Raw genomic sequence first — 25,092 nt, forward strand, 5'->3', positions numbered from 1 at the left:
GGCCTCAAGGCAGCGCCACCGGCCCCGCCTGGAAGTACTTGCTGGCCTTCACCAGCCACCAGTGGTCGTCGGTGAGCGCCATTCCGTTCAGGCCGATGTTGTCGGTGGAGTCACCCACGCCGGCGCCGAACATCAGCGAGACGATGCCCGCCTTCTTCGCCTCGGCCATGTGGCTGCCCCAGGTGATGTTGGCGCCGCTCACCGTCACCTTCGGGTCGCCCGCCGCATTGGTGGCGTAGTAGCTCGCCGGGAACATGCTCGACCCGGCTGTGAAGGTGTCACCGAAGAAGTAGGTCGGCGCGGTGTCCTCGTAGTGCTTGCTGGTGGAGTTGTTCAGCGTCGCATACGGCGCGCCGGTGTACGGGTTCGTGCCCACCGAGCCGTTCACATGCCCCACCGGCAGCTGCCACAACACGACCGGCTTCTTCAGCGCGGTGTTGAGCGTCTGCACGTAGTAGAGGTAGTTGTTCCAGTGGTCGGCGTTGAACTGCCACTTCGCGTTGCCGGCGGCGCCGCCGTCGTAGCCGTACTTGTCGAAGGAGATGAAGCTCGCGCCGTAGCTGGTGATGCCCGCGGCGTTGTAGTAGTTGGCCACGCGCTGTGCGCTCGCAGCGATGAGCGGCCGGCCCGCCGTCCAGCCCTTCTCGCTGGGGTCGGTGATGTGCATCAGGCCATTGGTGGATGCACCGCTTTGCGCGTCTGACCAGATGTTGATCTGCCAGCCATACCAGGCGTTCTTGCTGCGCTTTTGCACGATGTAGTTGACCGCCTTCACCAGCCCTTCCAGCGTGTTCGGGAAGGACGGATCACCCGCCGCCGTGCTGAGCACGCCCGAGCTGTAGGCCTGGTCCACGCGCGCCGTGATCTGCGAGGGCTGCAGGCCGGAGTTCTGCATCATGTAGCCGATGAAGTCGGGCTCGATGACGTAGCCCACCGGATCGTCCGGCGACTCCTCGTTGGCGATGTCGATGACCTTCACCCAGTCCTTGAAGTAGGCCGACATGTAGGTCGAGTCCTGGATGTGCGCCAGGTCCGTCGAGTAGCTCTCGCCGCCATCGGCGACGTTGTAGAAGACGAAGACCGGCACCATGCCCAGCTTGCGCGACTCGCGGATGAAGCCCGTCTCGCGGAAGCACGGGATGGTCGTCCAGGTGCACCAGCTCGAATTGCCCGGCACCGAGGCACCACCGTTGAGGTAGATGTAGCGCGAGTCGGCACGCACATTGGTGCCGCCGGTGCCGAAGCCCTGCCAGTTGCCCAGCGCCGTGGTGGTGTCATCCGAGACCGAGCCCACCGACACGTAGCTCGGCAAGCCCGGCAGGCTGCCGTCGGCATTCCTGACGCGCACGCCGACCCAGCGGCCATTGCCGTTGTTGTCCTTGATGCGGATGCCCGCGCGACCGGCGCTCAAGGCCGTCACCGTGAGCTTGCTGCCGCTCACCGTGCCGGTGGCCACCTTCGGGTTGTTGGTGCCGACGGTGAAGGTCGGATTGCCCACGCCGGCCACATTCAGGTCCACCGTCACCGAGCCCTGCGAGACCGTGCTCTGCAGTGACTGGCCACCCACGTCCCACTGCTTGATGCCGATGAGCGAGGCATTGCCCACCGTGGTGTAGGCGCTGTCGCTGGCGGTGGCGCCGGCCGAGTTGATGAGCTTGACGACGTAGGTGTAGAGGCCCAGCTTCTTGCCGGTGATCTGCATGGTGACCGACTGCGGCGAGGTGCCCACGTCGGTGAGCGTGCCGCCTTGCACCTTCACACCATCCTCGTACAGCTCCCAGGACGTGCCGCTCGTGCCGAACCACTTGTTCCAGACGATGCTGAAGGTACCGGCATGGTCCCAGTTCTGGATCTGGATGGTGGGCTTGGCGGGGGCGCCGACGGGTGCGGGTGCGGGTGCGGGTGCGGGTGCGGGTGCGGGTGCGGGTGCTGGCGCTGGCGCTGGCGAAGGTGCAGGTGCAGGTGCAGGTGCAGGTGCAGGTGCAGGTGCAGGTGCAGGTGCAGGTGCAGGTGCAGGTGCGGGCGCAGGCGCGGGAGCCGGCGGCGTGCTGGCTCCCAGGTCTTGCCAAAGGCTTGGTACGGTTGGGTTCCACCCGGTGCCGGTGTAATCGGTCTGCGACACCAGCGCCTTGTAGTCATGCCCGTTGTAGGACACGACGGTGCCGGCCGCGTAGTACGTGTCGGGCTTCCAGGCCGGGTAGGCGGCGAAGGCCGCGCTGGCCGCAACAGTGAGGGTGAGCGCGGCCAGCAGGTGGGTCGTGCGGGCGCTGAAAGTGGTCATGACCATTTGACGAGTCCGTGGATGAGAGCCGAAGGGGCCGCACGACGACTTCCATGCGTGGCGCGCGATTTTCGCCCTGCTTCTTCCATCGGTCACTGGTATAACCACTTAAATACCAGTGACATGCTGAAATACTCTTCACGCCTTTCGGACTGGACAAGGACCCACCCATCGATCCGCTCTCCGACCACAAGCTTCAGCTCAGCCAGCAATTCCATCGCGATGGATTCGCCACCGTCTCCGCGGTGCTCGCGCCCCACGAGTGCGAGGCCCTGGCAACCCAGGTCCGACTGTCACGCCGGCATTCAGCGGGGGCGCGGAACCTGCTCTCGCACCCCTGGTGCCGTGCGCTGGCTGACACGCTGGCTCACCACACCTTGCTCGCCGAAGTGATTCCACCCACGCACGCCGCCGTGCAGTGCACCTACTTCGAGAAGTCCGTGGATCGCAACTGGCTAGTGCCCTGGCATCGCGACGAAAGCATTGCGGTGGCGGCGCGTGTGGACCATGCCGCGTTGCGCGGCTGGTCGGTGAAGGAGGGCCAGTTGCACGTCATCGTGCCGCCCGATCTCTTAGGGCAGCTCGTGGCCGTGCGTTTGCACCTGGACGATTGCCTCGCCGATGACGGGCCGCTGCGCGTGGCGCCCGGCTCTCATCGCCATGAACACGATGCGCCGGGCTCCGGCCCCGTGGCATGCGTCGCCAGGCGCGGCGACGTGCTGGTGCTGACGCCAATGCTCCTGCACGCGTCATCGAAGGCGACGGGGCGCAGCGCCCGCCGCGTGCTTCACTTCGTCTACGGCCCGCCTTCGCTGCCGATGGGCCTGCAGTGGCCGCATCGCAGCGAAGCGGCCATCGTCACGGAATGAAGTTCAGGGTCTCCGGCAGCGGCAACCCCACCGGCGTCTCGAAGATCGGCCCCGCGCCATCCGGGTCGATCGTCATCGCTCCGTTGGTCGCGAAGAACACTGCGATCTGCGTCTGCGCCGCCACCGAGTAAGGCGCGACGGCTGCCACCCCGATGTTGGTGAGGAAGGTGTGCGGGTTCTTCGGCGTCGCCGGGTTCGCGGCATACGCGAGGTCGTTGCGGAAGATCGTGGCCCGATCGGCCAGGTCGCCCGCACGCAGGATGGCTGTCGTCGTCGGGTTGGGCACCGTCTGGTCACCCTTGGCGAACTGGAAGATCACCGGCTTGGCCGCAGCCCCCGGCAGCGGATGCTTGCGGATGAAGGCCGCATAGCTCACCGGGTTGCCGGACTGCTGCACCCATTCATACCGGTCCAGCACCTTGGCGATCTCCATCGCGCCCGGCACGCTGTTGACGACCACAGCCTGGTTGCGCAGCGGGACGTTCTCGTTGAACGCGATGCCGCTCGGGTCCGCCACGTTGATGAGCGACGGCGTGCGCGTGGCCAGCGCAATGCCGGTCAGCGGCCGGAACACGCCGAGCCGCGCCACCTCGGTGATGGAACCGCCGGCCACGTTGGGCACCCCGGCCTGGATGTCGGGCTCCACGCCCAGCAGCATGGTGCCGTAGATGCCGCCGAAGGACTGTCCGGCGTAGTAGATGCGCGAAGCGTCCAGGTCCGCCACGCCGTCGCCATCCACATCCACGCCCACCTGCACTTCGCGCACCAGCTGCATGATGTCCACCACCGTCTGTCGCAGGCCGTCGCGGTTGCCTGCCACCGTGCGCGGCGCCGCGGCGCTCACGCCCTCGGTGGATTCGATGGTGCCGTTGCCATCCTGGTCGAAGCCGCGTCCACCGGCGTTGACGACCACCGGCGTGTCGGCCGCGCGCAGCACCGTCAGCTCGCCCAATGCACCGCCGCCATGGCCCACCACGTTGATCGACAAGGTGGCGATGCCCCTGGAGGCGAACACCGACGCCACCGTCCACGGTGCGCCGTACATGCTGTCGGTGAAGCCGTGCCCGAAGATGGCCACCGGCCATCCGCCCGCGGGCTTGGCCCCCGAGGGCAGGAAGAGCTGGAAGCGCAGTTCGTTGCTGCCCTGCGGCACGGGCTGGCCGCTGCGCGTGCCCGTGGCGGGAATGATCTTGCCGGCTGTCTCGTAGTCGGGCGAGGTGAACTTGCCGTAGGCGATCTGCCCCACCGCACCGGGCACCACCTGCAGCGCCGGCGTGGGCAGGAAGGCGGTCGTGAACGTGGGTGCCGTGCCCACCTGCCGCTTGAACTGGATGCCGCTGATGCCCGCCACCGGGAACACCGCACGCACCGTGCCCGATGCGCCCTGTCCGACCATGAAGTCCACCGGCGCGGGCGTGGACTGCTTGATGCTGCGCATGATCTTGTGCAGGTCGGCGCTGATGCTCTGCGTCGTGAAGAGCGAGGCCGCGACGATCTTGTGCGCGCTGGCCGGATGAATGCGCGATGCATCGCGGATGTCGCGCAGGTACTCGTCGTTACCACGACGGCCAAGGCGGCGATCGTCCTCGTCGTCATCCCACCGCGCGGGCTTGATGCGCTTGCCTGCCGCGTCGCGCACGCCGTCGGTCACCACCAGCAGGTAGCGCGAGTGCTGCTGAAGCAATTCGTCCGATTCAAAGGCCAGCGTCTTCGTGGCCGGGTCCCACACGATCTGGTTGATGCCCACCTTGTGGCCGAAGCCCTGCAGGCTCAGCGTGTCGCCGAGGTTGACGAGGAACACCGTGCCGCTGTTGACGGTGGCGGGGTCGATGTCTGCGGTGAACGGCACCGTGATGCGCGGCTGCGTCGAGAAGCCATCGAGCGTGTTGATGACGTCGATGTCCTGGCAGTCGCTGACCCGCACCGTGCAATCGGGTTTGGGCAGGGCCACGCGGCGGAAGGTGTTGTGCGACCAGTCGCGGACGGTGTAGCGGTCGCTGGGAAAGACACTGCCCGCGGGGTCGGAGAAGTCGAGCTTCACGCTGACGCCGTCCGCGAGCGATGACAGAGGAATGAACAACAAGGCGATGGCTGACGCCAACGCGCCGGCACGATGAGCACGCATGCTTGTCTCCTACTGGCGAGGTTGTTGGAACTTCTTCTCGGGAGGCTGGTTATAGGCCTGCCGGGTCCAACCCACCATGGGGCTTGCGTGAATCGTTTGTCGCCATTGAGACAGGCTGGAGGCCACGCGAGCGCACTGAGACAACGGTGCGCCGCTCGCACATGCCCCTACTTGCTGCTCATCAACGACCCGCCGAACCACACCGACCTGTTCTTCGGCTCGATCGCAAAGGGCTGGCGGATCACGGTGCCGTCGTCATGGCGCAGCGTGATGTTGAAGCCGTCGATCTCGTAGCTGCCCGTGCGGTCGCCCTTGTCGGCGGCCTTGCGCTGGCTGCCCACCGCGAAGCCAGGTCCGGTACCGGACGATACCGCCCCCTTGTCGTCATGCACGGTGGACACCATCGTGTCGGAGCTGCTTCCCGGCCCGCCGGCTGCGGCGCCGCCGGCACGCATCTTCTCGAAGCGACCATCCTTGCCGAGCACCAGCGTGGTCTTGGACCATGAACTCGCACCACCGACGAAGCCAAAGGATGCGGAGGTGCTCCAGCGCCCATCCAGGCGCGTGCCTTTTGCGGCTGGCACGAGCGCGAAGCCCTGTGCCTTCTCGAAATGGTTGGACTTGTCGTCCCAGGTGAAGACATAGTCGCCGCCTTGCTTGCGCCAGCGGCCCCACAGCAGGGGCTCGCGGCGCCTGGATGTCGCCACGTCCAGCTCGGTGGGCGCCACCGGCAGGCCGTCGCGCACCGTGCCGTCCTTGAGCAGCAGGTAGACGGCTTCTTCCATCTTCATGCCACCCACGGTGTAGACCTGGCTCCACGCGTAGTAGAGGGTCTCGATCTCGGACATCGGGACGCCCTTGCCCGGCTCGGTCACGAATTGGTAGCGCGCCGCTTCGACATCCGCGGCCATCCTGGCAGCTTCGACCGCGGTATGCGGCGGCCGGTCCACCTCGCCCACGCGGCGCAGCCAGGCGCGATGCACGCTGACGCCGTAGTCCTCCTCGGCGTAGATGACCGGCTGGCCGTTGGCATCGCGGCCGAACACGCAGAAGTTCTCGTCGGGGCGGTAAGTGCTGTTGTAGAACAGGCCCACGGCCACGTCGAGCTTGCCCGAGCCCGGCTGGTAGCGGTAGGTGCCGGGGTTGCTCGCGTTTCCGCCGCCTTGCACGAACTCGTACTCGCCATTCGCATGCACGAGCAGCACGACGTGGTACATGAAGGTCTTGCCGCTCATCGCGTCGCCTTCGTACCTGCCTGCGACGATCGCACCTCCTGCGCGCATGCCCTTGACGCCAGGAGGCGGCGGCTCGACGCGCACCGCCCGATGCTCCTCGTTCGCGCCGCGCTTCTCCAGCATCGGCAATTGCGCCATCAGCGACTTGCCCGCCTCGGTGTAGCGGCGTCCGGTCGCCTCGGAATTGACGACCCAGCGCGCATAGCGGGCATTGGACTGGTCCAGGCTCACTGCCATGTAGATGGCAAAGCCCTGCCCGCCCGCGTTGTCGCGGTACATGCGCGTTCCCTGTGCGGTGTTGAGCGTGTCGGCCTTGATGCTGGGCGGGCCTTGCCAAGTCCCACCGGGGGGCGGTGTGTCGTTGATCAGTGCCGCCGCCAGCCACTTGTCGACGGACTGGCCGTTCATCGAACTGCGGGCCGAGAAAGTGACCTCGGTGAACTCGCCGGGCCCGGGCTGGACCGGCGAGAACACCAGCCGCCCTTCTGCACCGGGCCGGCTCTGCCAGCCGGGCGGCAGGGTCTGTGCATGGACGGCGAACGCCATGGCGAGCGCCAATGCGGGCAACGCCCGCAGTCGTCGAGTGCGTGAGTGCATGTGCGTGCAGGCCGTGCTGCGCCGGCCTTCTCCCTGGGACGCGGGAAGTGTGCCTTGGCCCCATCGCGCAACGCCCCCTTGACCTAGGGGTAGCATCGGCCCATGTCCGACGAGTACCAGATCGAAGTCCCGCCCTCGTTCATCGCGCTGTACACCGACAGCCGGCGCCGCCTGACGCTTCCGGTGCGCGATCTGCGGCAACGTTACGAACTGTGCGAAGACCTGTCCCAGCAACTGGTCGACCACGCCCGGACCACGCACTTCGCCCACGGCATCTCGCAAGACGAGGTGCTGCTTCGAATGCACCGCGGCCTGACCTCGCCCGAGCCGCAGGTGGAAGCCGCGGAGGCCGGCTGGGTTGTGCGGCGGCTGGCCGAACTTCTGGAATGGGACCCCATCACCCTCCCCGACGCCGAGTGACGACATGACCATCGAGCTCAACCGCGAGACCCGCAACACCGCCGTGCAATCCATCGAGCGCTACTTCGAGGAACAGATGGAGCAGCGCATCGGCAACATCCAGGCCGCGGCCCTGCTCAACTTCTTCCTGGAGGAGATCGGGCCGTGCATCTACAACCAGGCCGTCACGCAGGTGCAGGAGCGCATCCAGGAACGCGTGATGGAGCTGGACATCGAATGCCACGAGGACGAGTTCACCTACTGGTCGAAGCAGAGTAAGAAAACGCCGCGCAAGTGAGACTCACGATGATGCTCAAGACAAGCCTCGCCCGCCGTTCGGCCTGCCTGCTGGCAGCAGTGTTGTCGTTCCCCCTGCTCGCCCGGTCAGCCGCACCCGCGGGCTGCACGCTGGTGGCCGGCGGCGGCCGCGCGCCCTTGTCCGCCGACTCGCAGGTGAATGACCGCTGGAACCGCCTGAACTTCTCCTTCTTCGACGCCACGGCCGAAGCCGCGCGCGAAACCGGTGACGTGGAACAGGCCTTCTTCGCCGCCGGCGCCACAGACACGGCACGCAACCTGCAATCGCTTCTGTCGCAGGCATCGAAGGCCGGTTGCCTGCGCGTGGCGCAAGTGGCGGTCTTCACCGATGACACCCGGCCGGAGCCGGAGCTGGTGTTCTCGCTGCGGGTGTCGCCGGTCAAGCAGGATGCAGCAGGCTCGGCGGCAAGCCTGGGCGCCGCGGAGTTCGAAAAGGAATACCGCTACCCCGCCACGCCCGAATCGCTCGGGCAGGTCGTGCCCAGCCGCATCGCCGACCGTGCGATGCGCGAGTACCGCGAACAATCCGGCCCGGCCGATACCGTGAACGTGTACCGCGGCACGGGCTCGGCGCAGTGCACCGGCGGCGGCAGCACATTGGCCGAAAACCAGAAGCGCCTGACGGAGGCGGGCATCCAGGTACTGTCGTCGTCATGCGGCAGCACGGGGCGCATGTACGCACAGCGCTGCGGCGGGCCGACTGGCGATATCCACGTGTTCGAGATTCCGGCGTCGCAGAAGGATGCTGCGATCAAGCAGCAGTTCCGGATGCTGAGTGATTTGCCGGGGGCGCAGAAGGCGGCTTGTCCTTCTTGAATTGCTTTCGGGTGGGGCAAAGGCGTGGGTGGGCTGGCTGGGGCGCGCGGCGGAAGCGGTCGGCCGTTGGCCGACTGCGCTGCGGTGCTCGGGCTTGTGGTCCGGCGAGAAACTCGCTTCAGGCCCCTTCGGTGCCTTACGCTCAAACAGTCTCGCCGAGTCAGATGACGAAGCGCGCTGCGCGCGCGACCACAAGCCCTGCGCTCCTCGCCGCTTCCTGATGCACGCCCCAGCCAGCCCACCCACGCCTTTGCTGTTGCGGCTTTGGGTTTTCTCGTCGAGCCAAGCCTTCGCCACTTGAGCGGCAGGCGGCATGGGCCAGGGGCTGCGTCTGTGGCGGCGAGCAGCGCAGCACCGAGGGGTGGCGTGCGCAGCACGCTTCGTCCTCATACTTGCCTCGGCTGTTTGACCGCAGCGCACCGCAGGGGCGCGTAGGGAGTTCCGAGGCACACCCCTCGGTGCGAGCAGCACAGCGCAGTCGGCCGCAGGCCGACCGCCACAGCCGCAGCCCCTGGCCCATGCCGCCTGCCGCGGCCCCACCCGACAGAGGCAACAGACAACCGAACCACACCCCACACCCCCGACAATGCATCGATTCAACAAGGCGCGACGCGTTGAAACAAGACCGTCCCTGACAAGCACATGACGACTCTGGAACAGCCCGACAGCAGACAGGTAGGCATCGACATCGGCGGCACGAAGATGCTGGTGATGGCAGGCGGCGACACCCTGCGCGTGGACACGGGCCCCGAGGCCACCCCGGCGCTGCTGGTGCGAGGGATCCGCGAGCAGTTGGCTCGCCTGGGCATCACACCCAGCGTGATGGGCATTGCCATCCCAGGCCTGGTCGAGGCCGATGGCCGCGTGCGCATGTCCGGGGTGCTGCCGAAACTCGCGGGCTGGCATCCGGCCACGGCGTTCGCGGACTATGGCTGCACCATCCACGCGCTGAACGATGCCGAAGCCGCGCTCGTGGAAGAAGCGCAGGACCTGCCCGATGACGCCACCGCCGGCATCGTGATGGCGGGCACGGCCATCGGGGCCGCCTTTCGTGTCGACGGCAAGCCCTTGCGCGGCGCACGCGGCTGGGCGGGCGAGCTGGGCTTCATGCCGGTGGTGACGCCGCAGGGCGTGAAGCGGTTGGATGAAATCACCGGTGGGCGCTTCATCGCTGCATCCCTGGGCATCGACGGCGCCGAGCTCGCGCGCCGTGCGCAGCAAGGCGATGCCGCTGCGCTGGCAGCCATCCGCGAGGGCGGCCAGGCCCTGGGCCTCGCTCTGGCCGGCCTCATCAACCTGCTGAACCCGCACCTGCTGGTGCTGGGCGGCGGCACCATGCAATTGCCCGGCTATGCCGATGCGATGCGCGATGCCATCCAGCGCCACAGCCTGCCGCCCATGCTCGAAGCCTGCACGCTGCGCGAGGCCCGCAGCGGCGCGACAGTGGTGGCCATGGGGGCGCTGCGCGCCGCACTCAGCCGTTGACTAGACCAGCAAGCCTTCCTCGCGGCGCGACTCGCCGAGGAACCACGCCGCCGTCGGCCCCGCCGCGGCGAAGAGCAGCGGCAGCGGCGTGAGGATGGGCAGGGACACCAGGCACCACGCCACGCCCGACCAGCCCATGGCGCTGAAGCCTTCGAGCAGGCCCACGAGCTTGCCGGACTCCATGCGGCGCCGCATGTTCTTGCGGTCGCCCTGGCGCGGGTACCACACCTGCATCATCCCGCCGCAGGCCGTGGCGCCGGCCAGGCACAGCAGGAACACCGTCGCGTGCCACAGGTTCTGCAGCAGCAGGAAGACGAAGAGCGGCGACACCATGAGCCACACCGGCAGCATGGCGGCCAGCACCTTCAGCCAGCGGATGCGCGTGAGCGAAATGGGCGCCACGCCGATGAGCTCGGGCGCTTCCTCCGCCGTCACGGTGATCCACGCCAGCGTGCCCGACAGCGTGGCCGACAGCAGCACGGCGCTGGGCACCACCAGCACGAGCATGTCCTGCCGGCGGAAGACCACGAACACCAGCGGCAGCAGATACAGCACCTGCAATAGCGTCTGCGCAATGAGCTGCGGGTCGCGAAGAATCAGGCGCCATTCCTTGACGAGCACGGTGCGCAGCACGCCGCCGCGAAAGTGCAGGTGTCCGCCATCTGCGGGTGGACGCAGCTTGAGCGTGCCGGTGATCGACTCCTGCGTGCCTGCCAGGAAGCGCCGATGCGCCAGCAGGACGACCGCGACGAACGAGCCGGCGCCCAGCAGCAGCATCGCCGCCAGCGCGCCCGGCTCGCCGATCATCGCGCGATAGGGCGTCCAGGCCAGCGCCTCGGGCGCGAGCGGGCCGCCGGGCTGCACCCAGTGCAGGAAGAGCGCGGCGAAGCGCTGGCGCGTGCCCAGGCCCATCATGTTCTGTGCCTGCGTCACGAGGAAGATAAGTGCCCCGGCCAGCGCGCCCATCACCTGCGCGACCGTGCGCGCACGCCGCGCGCCGATGAAGCGCACCAGCGTGAGCGTGAGCAGCATCCCCAGCGCCGTCGCCAGCAGCGCCATGGCCGCGATGGTGGGGTAGATGGCCATCAGCCGCACATGCCCCGTCAGCAGGCCCATGTGCGCGGCCGGCAGCAGGAAGAACGCGAAGAGCACGGTGCAGCCCACGGCGATGCCCAGGCCGCGCACGAAGAACACGGTGCGCGACGACAGCGGCGACGACAGCAGCAGGTCCAGGTCGCCGCGATCGAACAGTGCTGCCACCGACTGCATGATGGCGTGCGAGAGCATCAGCGTCATCGCGAACCACAGCATGCTGCCGAAGACCGGTGCGACCCATATCGGGAACGGCGGGCCGTGCAGCTCGCGCAGGAAGAAGAAGTACGGCACGTGCAGCAACGCCCACAGCGTGCCGCCGACGCCCGCCAGCAGCCACACCCGGTTTCCGCCGTTCTTGCGCCACAGCAGGCGCAGTTCGTGCCGCAACAGCCAGGCGGCACTGCCCGGGGTGGCCATCAGGCGCGGCCCGCCGTGAGGTTGAGGAACACGTCCTCCAGCGTCGCGCCGTGGCCTGCGCTGGCCGTGGCGGCTTCGCGCAGTTCGTCCAGGCTGCCCTGGGCGATGATGCGACCGCGCTGGATGATGCTGATGCGCTGAGCGAGCCGCTCGGCCATCTCCAGGATGTGCGTGGTGAGCACGATGGTGTGGCCGCGCTTGACGCGCTCCAGCAGCAGGTCCTTCACCTGGCGCGCCGCGGCGGCATCGAGCCCGGTGAGCGGTTCGTCGAGGATCATCACCTTCGGGTCGTGGATGAGCGCGCCGGCCAGCGCCAGCTTCTGCCGCATGCCGCGCGAGAAGCCTTCCACCAGCTCGCCGCGGTGCTCCCACAGCTCCAGCCAGCGCAGCAGTTCCTCCGCGCGCGGCTGCGCTTCGTCAGGCGAGACGCGCCACAGCCCGGCCACGAACTCCAGATACTCGGGCGCGCGCAGCTTGCCGTACAGCAAGGGGTCGTCGGGCAGGAAGGCCAGCAGTTGCTTGGCACGCGTGGGCTCCTCGGCCACGTCGTGCCCGAGGATGCGTGCCGTGCCGCCGTCGGCCTTGAGCAGGCCGGCCACGATGCGCAGGGTCGTCGTCTTGCCCGCACCGTTGGGCCCGAGCAGCGCATGGAATTCGCCCTGCGGGATCACGAGGCTCAGGTTGTCGACCGCTGCCTTGTCACCGAAGCGCTTGGTCAATCGGTCGATGTGCAGCGCGGGGACGTCGCCCGGGGCGATGCTCATCCGATGCGAGCGAGCAGTGATCGCACCTGCTGCTCGAACTCGTCCGGCGCTTCGGCCACGCTCAGGTGAGCCGCGCCGTCGAACTGGTGCAGCACGGCACCGGAAATGCGCTCGGCGATCGCCTTGGCCATGGACGGCGGCGTGCCCACGTCCTTGCCCCCAGCCAGCACCAGCGTCGGCACGCGGATCTCGCGCAGCCGGTCGGTCCAGTTCACGTCACGCAGGCCGTGGCAGCAGGCCGCGTAGCCGGCCGGGTCGCTGCGCAACAGCGTCTCGCGCAGGGCTTGCGTGAAGGCCGGGTGGGTGCGGCGGAATTCTTCGCTCAGGTAGCGCTCGACAACCATTTGCACGATGCCTTGCATGCCCTGCTGGTTCACCGTCTCGATGCGCTGGCTCCAGCCCGCCTGCGCCTCCTGCGGGTACTGCGACGTGGTATTTGCCAGTACCAAACCCTTGACCAGCTCGGGATAGCGGATGGCCAGGCCCTGCCCCACCATGCCGCCCATGGACAGGCCCACCCACACCACCGGCCCCTGGCCCCACTCGCGCACGATGCGCGCGGCGTGGTCCACCATCTGGTCCAGCGTGTAGGGCCCAGGCGGAACGGCGGAGCCGCCATGGCCGACCTGGTCGTAGCGGGCGACGAGATTCGTGGTGGCCAGCCGCGCGGCGAGGTCGTCCCACATGGTGTGGTCCAGCCCCAGCGCATGCGCGAGCATCACCGGCGCGCCCTTGCCCTGCACGGCCACGCGAAGCTGCGGCTCGCTGAAGGTGTGGTGCTGCGCGATGCGCGCGTCAGCCGCCAGCGATTGCGGCGCCGGCACCAGGCCTTCCTCGCGCAGCACCCCCATCGCGATCTTGAAGGCGGTGTTGGCCGCGGGCACGCCGCAGTAGATGGCGCCCTGCATCAGGGTTTCCTTGATCTTCTCCAACGGCACGCCATGGCGCACGGCACCGCGGCAATGCACCTCGAACTCTTCCCAGCGCGCCAGCGCCATCGTCATGCCCAGCACCAGCAAGCGGCGGGTCGTGTGGTCCAGGCCGGGACGGCCCCAGATGTCGTGCCAGGCATAGCGGGTGAAGAAAGCCTGGAACTCGGCGTTGAAGGCGGTGGCGCTGTTGAGCGACTTGTCCACCCACTCGTCGCCGAGGACCGCGCGGCGGTTCTTCATGCCGCGGTCGAAATCGTCTTGCTGGGACATGCTGCGTTCCTGATGAAGTGCGTCAATCTCGCGGGAGCCACGCGCTCCAGGGCGGCGCGCGGTCCTGGTCGTTCGCGGTGGCCCAGAGTGCATCGAGCTGCGGGCGGGCCACGTCGATGGCGCGCTGCGCGGCGTGGCGGGCGCTGAAGAGCGCGGCCAGCTCGTCGCCGTCGATGCAGGCAGACAAGTGCGGGTCGGCCTTGACGGCGTCGAGCACCAGCTCGCGCAGGTGAAGGCCTTCGGCCACGGCCTGCTGCGACAGGCGCTCCAGCAGCGCGTGCGCGGCGGACTTGCCGGTCTGCCTGGCGATGAGCATGGACGCCGCTTCGGCGAACACGAGGCCTTGCAGCGCATCGATGTTGGACTGCATGCGGACGCGGTCCACCTGGAGCTGGCCGCCCACGTCAGCCAGTGCTGCCAGCGCGCCGTGCGTGCTGATGAACAGACCCGCGGTCTCGGCCAGCTCGGCCTGCCAGTTGCCCAGGCCTCGTTCATGTTCCTGCGCCATCGCGGCCAGGATGGCGGCCACGCGATGCGGCGTGCGCATGGACCCCGCCAGCGCCAGCATCGAGGCCACTGGATTGCGCTTGTGCGGCATGGCCGACGACCCTCCGCGGCCGCTGCCCGATGGTTCGGCCAGCTCACCGATCTCGCCTTGCGACATCAGCGAGATGTCGCGAGCGATCTTGCCCAGCGTGCCCGACAACACGCCCAGCTCGCAGGCCAGCGACGCGGCTTCGTCGCGCTGCGTGTGCCAGGCGCCGGGCGCATGGCGCAGCGCGAGCGACAAGGCCATGTGCCGTGCCACCGGATCACCCTTGTCGCCCATGACCGCCAGCGTGCCGACGGCACCGCCCAGCTGAAGCTGAAGGGCTGACTGGCCCAGCGCACGCAGGCGGTCGCGCACGCGAACGAGCGGCGCAATCCACGACACCAGCTTGAAGCCGAAGCTCACCACCTGGGCAGGCTGCAGCAGCGTGCGCGCCAGCACAGGCGCGTCGCCGTGCGCCTTCGACAGCTGCAGGAGACCCTGCACCAGCCTGCCGAGGTCGCGGTCGACCAGCGCCAGCGCGCGGCGCTGCACCAGCACCATGCCGGTGTCGATCACGTCCTGGCTGGTGCTGCCCCAGTGCACGTAGCCGGCAGCATCGGCATCGTGCCGCGCCACGGCCTGCGTGAGCTGCTTGACCAGCGGGATCGCGAGGCTGCCGGCCGCGCCGCTGGCGGCGACGATGGCATCCACAGCGACTTCATCGGCGCGGCAGCGCGCCGCGATGGCAGTGGATGCGCTGCGTGGGATGACGCCGCACTCGCCCTGGGCCGTTGCCAGCGCAGCCTCGAAGTCCAGCATCGCCTGCACCAGCGATGCCGGCTCGAACAGGGCCAGCATGGCCGGCGTCGAGAGGAATCCTTCGAAGGCCGATGCCGGCATGGCGTCGACCTCAGGCCGCGGGTGCGGCGGGCTTGGCCGGCAGCTTGCCGTCTTTCACGGCGATGCGTTCGGCCTTGAGTTCCACCAGCTCACGCACGTGGTTCAGGGACAGCAGGTGGGCGTTGAGCAGCATCAGCATGCCGTTGCGGTGCAGTTCGACCACCGTCGCGTCGGGCAGCTTGGAGAACTTCTCCTCGTCCACGCTGAGGAAGCCTTCGACCTTGATGTTCTCGCCGTTGGGCATGGTCGCATCCGCGGTCATCGGCTGCAGGATGTCCAGCTGGAGCAGGCGCTCGCAGAAGGCACGCGTGCGCCACTGCTCGCGGTCGAACTGCTCCACGAAATCCACCGCACGCTTGAGCGTCTCGGTGGGCTTGCCTTCGGCATCGAACAGCGGATCGCCCTCGGTGTCGCTGAAGCCTTCGTAGTCCACGTCCACGAACAGGTTGGGCGACTTCTGGCCTTCGAGCTGCGCGGTGAGGAAGGGGAAGCGGCGGATGAAGGCCGGCACGTAGCGGCCCACCCACTTGCCCGACTCGTCCACGCGCAGGTTCTCGTTGACCACGAGGCCCAGCAGCGTCACCGGAGAAATCATGTCCTTGCCGTCGGGCAGCTTCTCGCCGGTGTGCACGAAGATGATGGGATGCTCCACGCACACCTGCGGGAATTCCGCGGCGATGGTGAACACCGCATGCATGCTCCGTGTCATCGCGTAGTTGGACGGCGCCTTCAGCCGCTTGTGGCGATGCTGGTTGGTGTCCAGCATTTGCGGGTTGCGATAGAGGGCTGAGTTGATCGTCGGTTCAGACACGGGAGACTCCACAGGGAAAGAGCGTGAGATGCGTGGGGACGCTGCGACGTCCCGTCAGGGTGCGGGCTCAGTGGCGACCGCCTGGGCCAGCACCTTGTCCACCCGCTTGCCGTCGAGGTCGACGACTTCGAAGCGCCAGCCTTCCCACTCGACCGCGTCCGCCGTGCGCGGCAGGCGGCCCAGCAGCAGCATGATCATGCCGGCCAGCGTGTTGTAGCGCCCGCGGTCTTCCTCGGGCAGTTCCTTCATGGCCAGGCGGTCCTTCAGCTCGGGCACGGGGATGAGGCCGTCGAACAGCCAGCTTCCGTCTTCGCGCTGCACCGCCCAGGAATCCTCCGAGGCCGGGGTGGTGAACTCGCCGGTGATGGCCTCCAGCACGTCGCGCACGGTGATGACGCCTTGCACCTCGCCATACTCGTCAACGACAAAGACGAGCTGCGCGCCGGATGCGCGGAAGTGATCGAGCAGCTCCATGCCCGACAGCGTCTCGGGCACGAACACCGGCGGCTGCAGGCGCTCGGTGAGCGACAGCACGCGCCCCTGCATCTGCTGCTGCAGCAGGCTTTGCGCGGTCACCACGCCCACCACGTCATCCAGCCCGCCGCGGCACACCGGGTAGCGCGAATGCTCGGCATTGGCGATGACTTCCAGCACTTCGTCGGAGGTGGCCTGCGCATCCAGCCAGACGATTTCCACGCGGGGGATCATCATCGAGCCCACCTGGCGGTCGTCCAGGCGGAACACGTTGCGCACCATCTGGTGCTCCTGCGCCTCGATGACGCCGGCGTCCACGCCCTCTTCCAGGCTGGCGGCGATCTCTTCTTCCGTCACCGAGCGGACGGGGCCGCCGTGGATGCCCATGAGGCGCAGCGTGCCCTCGGTGCACCACGACAGCAGCTTCACGACCGGACGGCCGATGAGCGAGACCCATTCGAGCGGCCGGGCGAGCACGCGCGCCACCGATTCGGGGTACATCTGGCCCAGGCGCTTGGGCACCAGTTCGCCGAAGATGATGGTGAGGAAGGTGATGCTGACCACCACCATCGCCGTGGCGGCCACCTCGGCAGCACGGTCGCTCAAGGGGAAGGTGTGGTGCAGCCACTTGGCGAACGGGCCTGAGAAGGCCGCATCGCCCACGATGCCGTTGAGCACCGCGATGGACGTGATGCCGATCTGCACCACCGAAAGGAATTTCGTCGGGTTGTCGTGCAGGTCCATCGCCGCCTTGGCGCCGGCATCGCCTGCCTCCACCATCACCTGCAGCCGGGCCTTGCGGCTGGCAGTCAGCGCCATCTCCGCCATGGCGAACAAAGCGTTCAGGATGATCAGGAAAACCAGTAGGGCAACGTCCATGCGGCAAAGCGCGGGGGAAAAGCGAGGAGCGTAGCAGAATCGCGGGAATGCACTACATCGTCGGCGACATCCAGGGCTGCTGCGATCCCCTGGACGCCCTGCTGGACAAGGTCGGGTTTTCCCCCTCGCGAGACCATCTCTGGGTCGTGGGTGATCTGGTCAACCGCGGCCCCACCAGCCTGCGCACGCTCAAGCGCCTGCGCGGGCTGGGCGACGCTGCCTGCTGCCTGCTGGGCAACCACGACCTGCACCTGCTGGCCGTGGCCCACGGCGTGCGCAAGCCCCACAAGGGCGACACGCTGGACGAGATATTGCAGGCCGATGACAGGGATGAATGGATTTCCTGGCTGCGCACACGCCGCCTGGCCGTGCACGAGCAAGGCTGGCTGATGGTGCATGCGGGCGTGGTGCCGCAGTGGGACCTGGACCTCACCCTGTCGCTGGCCGGCGAGGTAGAGCGGCACCTGCAAAGCGACGACATGGTGGACTTCCTGCACGCGATGTACGGCAACGAGCCGTCGCGCTGGGATGCATCGCTCGCCGGCAACGACCGCCTGCGCTTCACGGTGAACGTGCTCACGCGCACCCGCTTCGTGACGGCGGACGGCTCGCTGGAGCTGAAGACCAAGGACGGCAGCGGGCCTGCGCCGGATGGGCACTACCCGTGGTTCGAGGCACCGGGGCGGAAGACGCAAGGCGTGCCGATCGCGTTCGGACATTGGTCCACGCTCGGACTCATCAGCCGACCGGATCTGCTGTCGCTGGACACGGGCTGCGTGTGGGGCGGCAAGCTCACGGCGGCACGGGTGGATGGCGGGCACCGCGAGATCATCCAGGTGGAATGCGCCCAATCGCAGCGGCCGTCGGATTGACCGGCCCTCGCCTCGCTACAATTCGCCCTCTTGTGTCCAGGAAGTGTGGCCGAGCGGTTTAAGGCACTGGTCTTGAAAACCAGCGAAGGGGGAACCCTTCCGTGGGTTCGAATCCCACCGCTTCCGCCAAGCGCGGGCAACGGTCGCCGCACGCTGCCAAGTCAGCCCTCCGCAAGCTGGCAATCGATGATGCGCGGGTCAGCGCGCCACACATCGGCCCAATCGCGCCGCTCATTCTCCAGGTCAGGTTCGCTCAAGGTCGCATGGCTTCAATGCCTCTGTAGGCAACTGGCTCTCAAGCCAGGGAGACCGACTCATGCGACACGCACTGAACACCCTCTCGGGCTGGATGGGCCTGGGGCCGATGCACACCGAGCCCGCGCAGCTGGAACATGCGCCGCTGACGATGAGGCGCATCCTCGAGCACAACTCTCGGGACTTCCAGGCCCTGGTGAGCTTCATCCTCGCCAACCCGCAGTACAGGCTGGAGACCGAGCAACGCCATCCATCACGAGACGACGCACTCAAGGCCTTGTATGAACTTCCGCCGCGAGCCAAGGCCGCGCAGAAGTACCTGTGGGGCATCTGGCGAGGCGATGAGCTCGTCGGCTTCGTCGAGGTCATTCGCCATTGGCCGCAGGCCCACTACCTCTACATCGGCCAGCTCATGATCGGCCAGCGCTGGCAGCGGCTCGGCCATGGACGCACGGTGCTGCGCATGCTGGCCGAGCGGTCCGGCAGCTGGTCGGGCATACGCCGCTGGCGGCTGGCCGTCGTGGCCAGCCAATCCTCCGCGCTGGCCTTCTGGAAAGCCATGTCCTTCACCGACACCGGCCAGCGCGAGAACATGCCCGGCTACCTGGTCCCGCTGGTCATGATGGAGCGCATGGCCCCTCGCTGACCCATCATCCGCCTCAATGCTGCGTGACGATGATCGGCGCACCCTTGGTGATGATCATCGTGTGCTCGTACTGGGCCGACAGGTTCCCGCTGGCACCGGCAAGCGTCCACCCGTCCGACGTCTCGGTGACGATGCGGCTCTTGGTCGACAGGAAGGGTTCGATGGTGATGACCATGCCCTCCTTCAGCGTGCGCTTGTCCGACGGATCGAAGTAGCCGGCGATGTGTTCGGGCTCCTCGTGCAAGGCGCGGCCAACGCCGTGGCTTCCGAGGTTCTCGATGATCTTGAAGCCATAGGCCTTGGCCGTGCGCTCGATGGCGGCACCGATGCCATTGATCGGTTGTCCCGCGCGGGCGCTCTTCATCGCCTCGGCAAGCGCGGTGCGCGTCGCGTGGCACAGGCGGGTCTTCTGCGGATTGGTCGGAGGGACCACCGTGGTGCCGCCGGTGTCGGCGAAGTAGCCGCCCAGTTCGGCCGACACGTCGACGTTCAGAACATCGCCAGCCCGGATGACCCGGTCCCCGGGGATGCCGTGCGCGGCTTCCTCATTGATGCTGATGCACGTGGCGCCCGGGAAGTTGTAGGTCAGCCTCGGTGCCGACCGTGCGCCATGTTCTTCCAGCAGCCGCGCGCCCAGCTGGTCGAGCTCGCGCGTGGTCATGCCAGGCTGCGCAGCATCAAGCATCTGCTGCAGCACGAAGGAGACGATCCTGCCGATTCGTTTCAGTGCGACAACGTCGTCTTGCGTCTCGATGGTCATGGGGTGTCCTCGTGAAGTCGCGGCGATTATCCGGCACTGCCCCGCTGCGGGCCTGAACGAAGACCACAACTTCGCCGGCATGGCAAGTTGCGCCTCAATCCCATCCTCTCAAGCGCGCCTCTGCAGCAAAGGACGCCCCCCTGAGTACAGTGGCCCTCGCCGCGCCGTCGTGGCGACGCGGCAACCACACCAGACACAGGGAAGGATGACCATGCCGCACACACCGCAAGACTGGATGTCCGAGCCTCGGATTCAATCCAGGCCACTTCACGAAATCCTGATTCCGGGAACGCACGATTCGGGCACAGAAGGCTATACCGTCGGCTCGCCGTCGCGCACCCAGTACTACAAGATCAACGAGCAGCTGGCCGGGGGCGTGCGCTTCCTGGACATGCGCCTGGCCTACAACTCGGCCGAGGACAACTTCCACGTCGTGCACAGCGGCGACGTCGCGTCCTGGCTCAACTTCGACACGGTGGTGAAGTGGTGCGCCGACTTCCTGGTGGCCAACCCCGGCGAAACCATCCTGATGAGCATCAAGCAGGAAGGCTCGTTTCCAGGAGGAGAAGACGCCTTCGGCCGAGGGCTGACGGCCTGGCATGAGAAACACGTCAAGAACGGCGACTGGAAGAAGGATCTCTGGTACACCGACGCCAGCGCCATTCCCACCGTCGCGCAGGCCAGCGGCCGCATCGTGCTGCTGCGCCGCTACGTCACTCCGCTCGCCCCTTCGCCGGCGGACATCTTCTTCGGCGGGTTCAACCTGGCGCCCATCAACAGCGCCCCGCAGGGAAGCTTCCAGGTCTCGCCGCCGATCCTCTCCTTCCCCGTGGGCGACCTGCAGACGACGGTGTACTGCGCCTACCAGGACCAATTCACCTACGGCGGCACCGACAAGGAGACCGCCATCGACAACTTGCTGACCGAGATGGCGAGCGCGACCTTCTACAAGGGCGTGCCGCTGCACCAGGCCTGGTTCTTCAACTTCGCCTCCACGGCCAGCCCGGGTCCGCTGCGTGCGGCCAATGAGATCAACCCCTGGCTGCAACAGAAGCTGAGCGCTTTGAAACACAAGATCTATGGCGTGCTGATCACCGACTACGCCCAGCCGGCCGAATGGCAACAGATCGTCGCGATCAATTTCCGCTGAGCCTCACCCAGGCCGCCTGGCGAGCAGCCACAGCGGCCTGATCTTCCCGGTCATCGCCCAGCGCACTGCATAGAACAGCAGCACCAGCGCCGGGGCGAGGACGATCCCCGTCCACATCAGCCACTGCGCCCGCTCCTCGTGGGCGTCGCGCACTGCCGACAGCCTGGCCACCTTCTCGTGCGCCCGCTCGGCCAGGTCCACCGCCGTGTCGTCGTTCGGGTCGGCGCAGGCAGCCACGTAGCGGTTGTAGTCGCCGAAGGCCAGCGAAATGGCCGTCTCGGCCTCGCCCTGCTGGTACACGCTCCAGGCGATGCCGCCGCCCAGTCCGATGGCCAGCGCGGCCAGGGCCACCAGCAGCAGCCGGAAGAACTTGATTTCAGTCATGAGAGGGTGCCGATGATGCCACCCCCCGCTTCCAGTTCCCCCTGATGGGGGTTGCCCCTCGCTGGGGGATGTTCAGCACCCCGCCCAATCCGAAGAATGCGCGGCAGGACACGGACATCACACACCAGCAATTCAGCGAGATTGGGGCGAGCAATGCAAACGAGCAAGGTTTCCAGCGATGAGAAGGTGAAGGTTCTTGGGGGGCTTCTGCGCTCCTGGGGCCACAACGCCGATGACTTCGAGGTCGAGGAAGACCACACCTCGGAGCTGGCCGACCTGTTCGGCATCGGCGGCGGGCTGATCATCGTTCGCCGCCGTTCCACCGGCGAAGAGCGCATGTACGCCACCGGACTGGGCTCCGCCTGGTTCGGCACCTTGCTCATGGACCTGGCCCGCGGCCATTTCGCCAGCCGGTCCACCCGCGCGCCGCGCGGCACCACCATCCAATAAGAACCGCACCTCAGGGAAGGGGGCAGGCGCCGAAAGGCGTCGTAGTACCGCAGTAGAAGTATGGGAACGGGGGGCTCCGGTTGTCGGAGTCCCCTTTTTTCCATGGGTGCCGAGCCTGTGCGCCGCACTCAATCCTGCAGCCACCGCAGCGCCGCCTCCAGCGTCTCGTCGCGCCGCTGCCGGATGCCCTGGATCGTCGGCTCCACCACCTCGTCCGGAACGATCCCGATGCGCTGCGTCGGCGTCTTGTCGGGGTAGAACACCCCCAACCCGCTGATGGCGGTGAACAGCCCGCCCGGAAAGACGAGGTGCGAGATGTTCCCGTCGGCACCTGCGGTCGCGACACCAAAGATCCTCGCGCCTGCCGCGCGCAGCGCCATGGCCGTGTACTCGGCCTGGCTTTGCGATGTCTCGTCGACCAGCACCGCCACCTTGCCGGCAAAGCGAGGCTGCGCGGGGACCAATTCCAGCGGCTCGCTCCACACCGTCATTCCGGGATGCGCCAGTACAGCATGGGTGAACCGGACGAAAGGACGCCTGGAACCCGTGAGCAGTTGCCCCAGGGCGAAAGGCACGAACTCCGCCGGATAGTTGCGGATGTCCACGACCAACCCTCGCGTCGTGGCAGCAGTCCGCATCTGCTGCGGCAGGTCGTCTGCCTTGACGGCCGACAGCTTCAGGTAGGCGACGTCGCCCGCAAGAACCTGAAACGCGGGGCCGGGCCTGTCCCTCGCCTCGAATTCGCCGTCACGCAGGCGCTCGACCCTCGGGCTTTGGACCGTCATGTCCTTTCCATCACGGCGAACCATCATGCGAAGGGGCACGCAGTCTCCACGCGTGACACGATGGGCGACGTCGCGCCACAGCGAAGCCTGGGTCGAACCACCGGTGGTCGCTGCCCATTGGTCGACCAGCTCAGGCAACGGACGCCCGTCCAGGGATAGGATCTCGTCGCCCACGGCCAGTCCACCGGTCTGCGCGGCCCCTTCCCTGGCGGCTGCCGCAACGATCCATCGGCCCTCGATGCGTCTCACATGCATGGGCACCCAGCACCGGCCGGCCGGAGGGATGGCCTCTTCGGAACTCCACAGATTGGCATGCGAGTCGTGCAGGCCCGCAATCATCGCCATCAGCGCCAGCCGGTAGCTGCTGAAGTCCCTGGCCAGCGCAAACCGCGGGATCAGCGCGCGCAGCATCGCGTCACGGTCCTCGCCGACAAGATCCCGGTAGGGCGACCAGTATTCGACGGCGTTCCACAGCCTGAACGCCGCCAGCAATTGATAGCCCGCATCGGGCCACTTCACGGCCGCGTAAGGCTGCTCGTTGATGAAGAACGGGAACTTCGCAGCTTCCGCCAGCGTGACGTAGAACTGCCCGGCCTTGGCGGAACGGTGGTCCAGGATGTACAGCAGTTGACGGCTCAGCGTACTTCCCAGCAAGCGTTCGTCATGCAGCCACCCCAACGGAGCCTGCAGGTGGACGTCCGCCGGCATCGGCACGAGGCAAGGATCGCACGGCGGAATCGGCCCGAGTGACTCAACCCAGCGCACCATCACCCCCTGTGCAGCCGCGCGCTCCTCGGCGGCAATGACCTGCGGCAGCACGCGCAACAGCTCGTAGTCCCAGTGCAGTTCCCCGGCCGTGACCCGTGGATGGTGGTACTTGAGGAACCCCCACACCTTGCCGAGCACGAGTAGGTTGTCCACCTGGATCGGCGACAGCGACTCCACGACGACGGGCGAGCCGGCGTCGAACGCGTGGTCCCGCTGGAAGGGATTGGAAGCTTCGCTCCAGGCGCTCGAGCAGGCGAGCAGGCCGACCAACACGAACGCGATGCGGTTCAGCATCGCGCCCTACTCCTGCTCCGCCCCCAATCGCTTGAGCGCGTCCTTCGCCGGCTCCAGCCCCATCTGCGCGGCCTTGCGGTACCACTGCACCGCCTGGGCCTTGTCCTGCGTGCCGGACCAGCCGTACTCGTAGCCTTGCGCCACCTTCAGCTGCGCCTGCGCAAAGCCTGCGCCACCCGCAGACATGTACATCGCGAACGCACGCCTGGCATCGGCCGGCGTGCCGTTGCCCTGTTCCAGCAAGGTGCCGGCGTTGTAGGCGCCGCGTGCATTGCCGGCCTCGGCAGCACGGTTGAACCAGTCGAACGCGGCTTTCGCGTCAGCGGCCGTGCCTTGGCCGCGCAGGTTCATCACGCCCAGGTTGTTCATGGCGAACGGGTGCCCCTGCTCTGCCGCGCGGCGATACCAATCGAGCGCCTGCGCAAAGTCCACTGCAGCGCCGATGCCATGCGACTGGTTCCAGGCCAGGCTGAACTGCGACAGCACGAAGCCCTGCTCCGCGGACTTGCGGTACCAGACGTTGGCCAGCTCCGAATTGACTTCCACTCCACGGCCGAAGCCGAAGAGATTGCCCACCGCGTTCTGCGCCCGGGCATCTCCCGCATTGGCCATGCGAAGCAAGGTGTCGCGCGCCTCGGTCGAGCCGTTGGCCGCCGCCACGTACAGCGGCGGCACATCGCCCGCGTTGCGCGACAGGCTGGCCAGCAGCTTCTGCATCGGGTTGGCCACCGTCGACGGCGCCGAGGCGAGGCCGGAGGGCGGCCTGGCCGACAGCTCGGTCGTCTCCATCGCCCGGCGCTCGCTCGCGGTGCTGGCCAGCGCGGCGGCGGTCGATGTGCTGCCCGATGCCGCGGACGCCGCGGGCTGCAGCTTCGCGAGCGCCATGCCCGCACCCTCCTTCAGTGCCGCCGGGGCATCGGGCGAGTTGGCGAACTTGTCGATGTACTGCCGTGTCGTCTCCGGGTTGCGCGAGAAGCGGTGCGACACCATGAAGGCCGCCGCCGCACCCTTGGCATTGCCGCTCGCGCCCAAGACCTCGGCCAGGTTGGCCCAGGCCGCCGCCCGCGCGGGCGCCAGCGCCAGGGTGTAGCGCAGCAAGCGTTCGGCATCGGCCAGGCGCTGGCTGCGGTACAGCACGTAGCCGTAGTTGTTGGTGATCTCCTGGTCGGACGGATCGGCCGCCCAGGCCTTCTCGAAATCGCCCAATGCCGCCGGCACGTTGTCGGCCTTGAACTTTTCAAGCGCGCTCGTGTTGAGCTTGCGCGCGGCCTTGCGGTCGCCGCGGGCAGGGTACGGCAGTTCCTCGATCTCGGTCTTCGCATCCCACACTGCATTGGCATTGCCTTGCGCAGCGGCGTCGAGGATCTTGCCCACCTGCTCCAGCCGGCCGGCAACGGCCGCACTCAGGCCGTCGGGCCGCGCCTGCGCCAGCGTCGTGGCATGGAGGGACACACACAGCAAGGCCAGCGCGATCTGGCGCTTCGGGAACGGGATGCGCATCGGGAAACGAAAGAATGGACGATGAAGTC

Annotated in this window: 22 protein-coding genes and 1 tRNA gene; 10 read left to right on the top strand and 13 right to left on the bottom strand. The window is 67.4% G+C overall.

The genetic code is table 11. From position 1 onward, the window contains the following. Positions 1 to 4: 4 nt before the first annotated feature. Positions 5 to 2,287 carry a carbohydrate-binding protein gene (locus tag DZC73_RS09385; protein ID WP_124539962.1) on the bottom strand — a complete coding sequence of 761 codons (2,283 nt, stop codon included), beginning with the start codon at positions 2,285 to 2,287 and terminating at the stop codon, positions 5 to 7. 164 nt (positions 2,288 to 2,451) lie between these two features. On the opposite strand from DZC73_RS09385, the gene DZC73_RS09390 reads away from it, so the two are divergent. After that, complete coding sequence (locus DZC73_RS09390; RefSeq protein WP_124539963.1) at positions 2,452 to 3,150, top strand: phytanoyl-CoA dioxygenase family protein; 699 nt, start codon at positions 2,452 to 2,454, stop codon at positions 3,148 to 3,150. Here the strand turns inward: DZC73_RS09390 and DZC73_RS09395 are convergent. Continuing rightward, positions 3,140 to 5,275 carry an Ig-like domain-containing protein gene (locus DZC73_RS09395; protein ID WP_124539964.1) on the bottom strand — a complete coding sequence of 712 codons (2,136 nt, stop codon included), beginning with the start codon at positions 5,273 to 5,275 and terminating at the stop codon, positions 3,140 to 3,142. The two genes, DZC73_RS09390 and DZC73_RS09395, sit on opposite strands and share 11 nt — an antisense overlap. A 167-nt stretch (positions 5,276 to 5,442) precedes the next feature. Further along, on the bottom strand, positions 5,443 to 7,056 hold the full coding sequence (locus DZC73_RS09400; RefSeq protein WP_124539965.1) for a hypothetical protein: 1,614 nt from the start codon (positions 7,054 to 7,056) through the stop codon (positions 5,443 to 5,445). A 153-nt stretch (positions 7,057 to 7,209) separates the two neighbouring features. On the opposite strand from DZC73_RS09400, the gene DZC73_RS09405 reads away from it, so the two are divergent. From DZC73_RS09405 to DZC73_RS09420, 4 genes are all read left to right on the top strand, one after another. After that, positions 7,210 to 7,527 carry a hypothetical protein gene (locus tag DZC73_RS09405; RefSeq protein WP_124539966.1) on the top strand — a complete coding sequence of 106 codons (318 nt, stop codon included), beginning with the start codon at positions 7,210 to 7,212 and terminating at the stop codon, positions 7,525 to 7,527. Positions 7,528 to 7,531: 4 nt separating this feature from the next. Continuing rightward, positions 7,532 to 7,804, top strand: a complete 273-nt coding sequence (locus DZC73_RS09410) for a DUF2164 domain-containing protein (RefSeq protein ID WP_124539967.1) — start codon at positions 7,532 to 7,534, stop codon at positions 7,802 to 7,804. Between the two features lie 8 nt (positions 7,805 to 7,812). Beyond that, complete coding sequence (locus DZC73_RS09415; RefSeq protein ID WP_124539968.1) at positions 7,813 to 8,640, top strand: hypothetical protein; 828 nt, start codon at positions 7,813 to 7,815, stop codon at positions 8,638 to 8,640. Between the two features lie 642 nt (positions 8,641 to 9,282). After that, positions 9,283 to 10,125 (top strand): ROK family protein, encoded by an 843-nt coding sequence (locus tag DZC73_RS09420; protein WP_124539969.1) that lies wholly within the window; start codon positions 9,283 to 9,285, stop codon positions 10,123 to 10,125. Here DZC73_RS09420 and DZC73_RS09425 read toward each other — a convergent pair whose 3' ends face one another. Genes DZC73_RS09425 through DZC73_RS09450 form a run of 6 tightly spaced genes read right to left on the bottom strand, consistent with a single transcriptional unit; the run spans position 10,126 to position 17,199 of the window. Next, on the bottom strand, positions 10,126 to 11,637 hold the full coding sequence (locus DZC73_RS09425) for a hypothetical protein (protein ID WP_124539970.1): 1,512 nt from the start codon (positions 11,635 to 11,637) through the stop codon (positions 10,126 to 10,128). Then, on the bottom strand, positions 11,637 to 12,401 hold the full coding sequence (locus DZC73_RS09430) for an ABC transporter ATP-binding protein (RefSeq protein WP_124539971.1): 765 nt from the start codon (positions 12,399 to 12,401) through the stop codon (positions 11,637 to 11,639). The genes DZC73_RS09425 and DZC73_RS09430 overlap by 1 nt, the downstream gene beginning before the upstream one ends. Next, the gene (gene pcaCD / locus DZC73_RS09435) at positions 12,398 to 13,603 is read right to left on the bottom strand and encodes a bifunctional 4-carboxymuconolactone decarboxylase/3-oxoadipate enol-lactonase PcaCD (protein ID WP_124539972.1); all 1,206 of its coding nucleotides are present in this window, start codon (positions 13,601 to 13,603) and stop codon (positions 12,398 to 12,400) included. The genes DZC73_RS09430 and pcaCD overlap by 4 nt, the downstream gene beginning before the upstream one ends. A gap of 22 nt (positions 13,604 to 13,625) precedes the next feature. Then, the gene (locus DZC73_RS09440; RefSeq protein WP_124539973.1) at positions 13,626 to 15,035 is read right to left on the bottom strand and encodes a lyase family protein; all 1,410 of its coding nucleotides are present in this window, start codon (positions 15,033 to 15,035) and stop codon (positions 13,626 to 13,628) included. A 10-nt stretch (positions 15,036 to 15,045) separates the two neighbouring features. Then, positions 15,046 to 15,846, bottom strand: a complete 801-nt coding sequence (locus tag DZC73_RS09445) for a SapC family protein (protein WP_124539974.1) — start codon at positions 15,844 to 15,846, stop codon at positions 15,046 to 15,048. Between the two features lie 54 nt (positions 15,847 to 15,900). Then, positions 15,901 to 17,199: a hemolysin family protein gene (locus DZC73_RS09450; protein WP_124539975.1), complete on the bottom strand. Its 1,299-nt coding sequence runs from the start codon at positions 17,197 to 17,199 to the stop codon at positions 15,901 to 15,903. Positions 17,200 to 17,246: 47 nt separating this feature from the next. Here DZC73_RS09450 and DZC73_RS09455 point away from each other — a divergent pair, with 47 nt between their 5' ends. The 3 genes from DZC73_RS09455 (at position 17,247) to DZC73_RS09465 (ending at position 18,972) form a co-directional block, all read left to right on the top strand. Beyond that, the gene (locus DZC73_RS09455) at positions 17,247 to 18,071 is read left to right on the top strand and encodes a symmetrical bis(5'-nucleosyl)-tetraphosphatase (RefSeq protein WP_124539976.1); all 825 of its coding nucleotides are present in this window, start codon (positions 17,247 to 17,249) and stop codon (positions 18,069 to 18,071) included. 39 nt (positions 18,072 to 18,110) lie between these two features. Then, a tRNA-Ser gene (locus DZC73_RS09460) sits at positions 18,111 to 18,200 on the top strand. Positions 18,201 to 18,387: 187 nt separating this feature from the next. Beyond that, complete coding sequence (locus tag DZC73_RS09465; RefSeq protein WP_124539977.1) at positions 18,388 to 18,972, top strand: GNAT family N-acetyltransferase; 585 nt, start codon at positions 18,388 to 18,390, stop codon at positions 18,970 to 18,972. 13 nt (positions 18,973 to 18,985) lie between these two features. Here the strand turns inward: DZC73_RS09465 and map are convergent, their stop codons facing one another. Further along, positions 18,986 to 19,732 carry a type I methionyl aminopeptidase gene (map, locus tag DZC73_RS09470; protein ID WP_124539978.1) on the bottom strand — a complete coding sequence of 249 codons (747 nt, stop codon included), beginning with the start codon at positions 19,730 to 19,732 and terminating at the stop codon, positions 18,986 to 18,988. 211 nt (positions 19,733 to 19,943) lie between these two features. Between map and DZC73_RS09475 the strand changes: the two genes are divergently transcribed. Then, the gene (locus tag DZC73_RS09475; protein WP_161974518.1) at positions 19,944 to 20,882 is read left to right on the top strand and encodes a phosphatidylinositol-specific phospholipase C domain-containing protein; all 939 of its coding nucleotides are present in this window, start codon (positions 19,944 to 19,946) and stop codon (positions 20,880 to 20,882) included. A 3-nt stretch (positions 20,883 to 20,885) separates the two neighbouring features. Here DZC73_RS09475 and DZC73_RS09480 read toward each other — a convergent pair whose 3' ends face one another. Beyond that, the gene (locus DZC73_RS09480) at positions 20,886 to 21,266 is read right to left on the bottom strand and encodes a hypothetical protein (protein ID WP_124539980.1); all 381 of its coding nucleotides are present in this window, start codon (positions 21,264 to 21,266) and stop codon (positions 20,886 to 20,888) included. A gap of 153 nt (positions 21,267 to 21,419) precedes the next feature. On the opposite strand from DZC73_RS09480, the gene DZC73_RS09485 reads away from it, so the two are divergent. After that, on the top strand, positions 21,420 to 21,716 hold the full coding sequence (locus tag DZC73_RS09485) for a hypothetical protein (protein WP_124539981.1): 297 nt from the start codon (positions 21,420 to 21,422) through the stop codon (positions 21,714 to 21,716). Positions 21,717 to 21,844: 128 nt separating this feature from the next. Here the strand turns inward: DZC73_RS09485 and DZC73_RS09490 are convergent, their stop codons facing one another. Both DZC73_RS09490 and DZC73_RS09495 read right to left on the bottom strand, forming a co-directional pair. After that, positions 21,845 to 23,563, bottom strand: coding sequence for a S41 family peptidase (locus DZC73_RS09490; RefSeq protein ID WP_124539982.1), 1,719 nt, complete (start codon positions 23,561 to 23,563; stop codon positions 21,845 to 21,847). 6 nt (positions 23,564 to 23,569) lie between these two features. After that, entirely contained in the window at positions 23,570 to 25,063 is a 1,494-nt protein-coding gene (locus DZC73_RS09495; protein ID WP_124539983.1) for an SEL1-like repeat protein, read from the bottom strand. Positions 25,064 to 25,092: the final 29 nt, after the last annotated feature.

This window comes from Rhizobacter terrae (genome assembly GCF_003852895.1).
GTDB classification, from domain to species: Bacteria; Pseudomonadota; Gammaproteobacteria; order Burkholderiales; family Burkholderiaceae_C; genus Albitalea; species Albitalea terrae.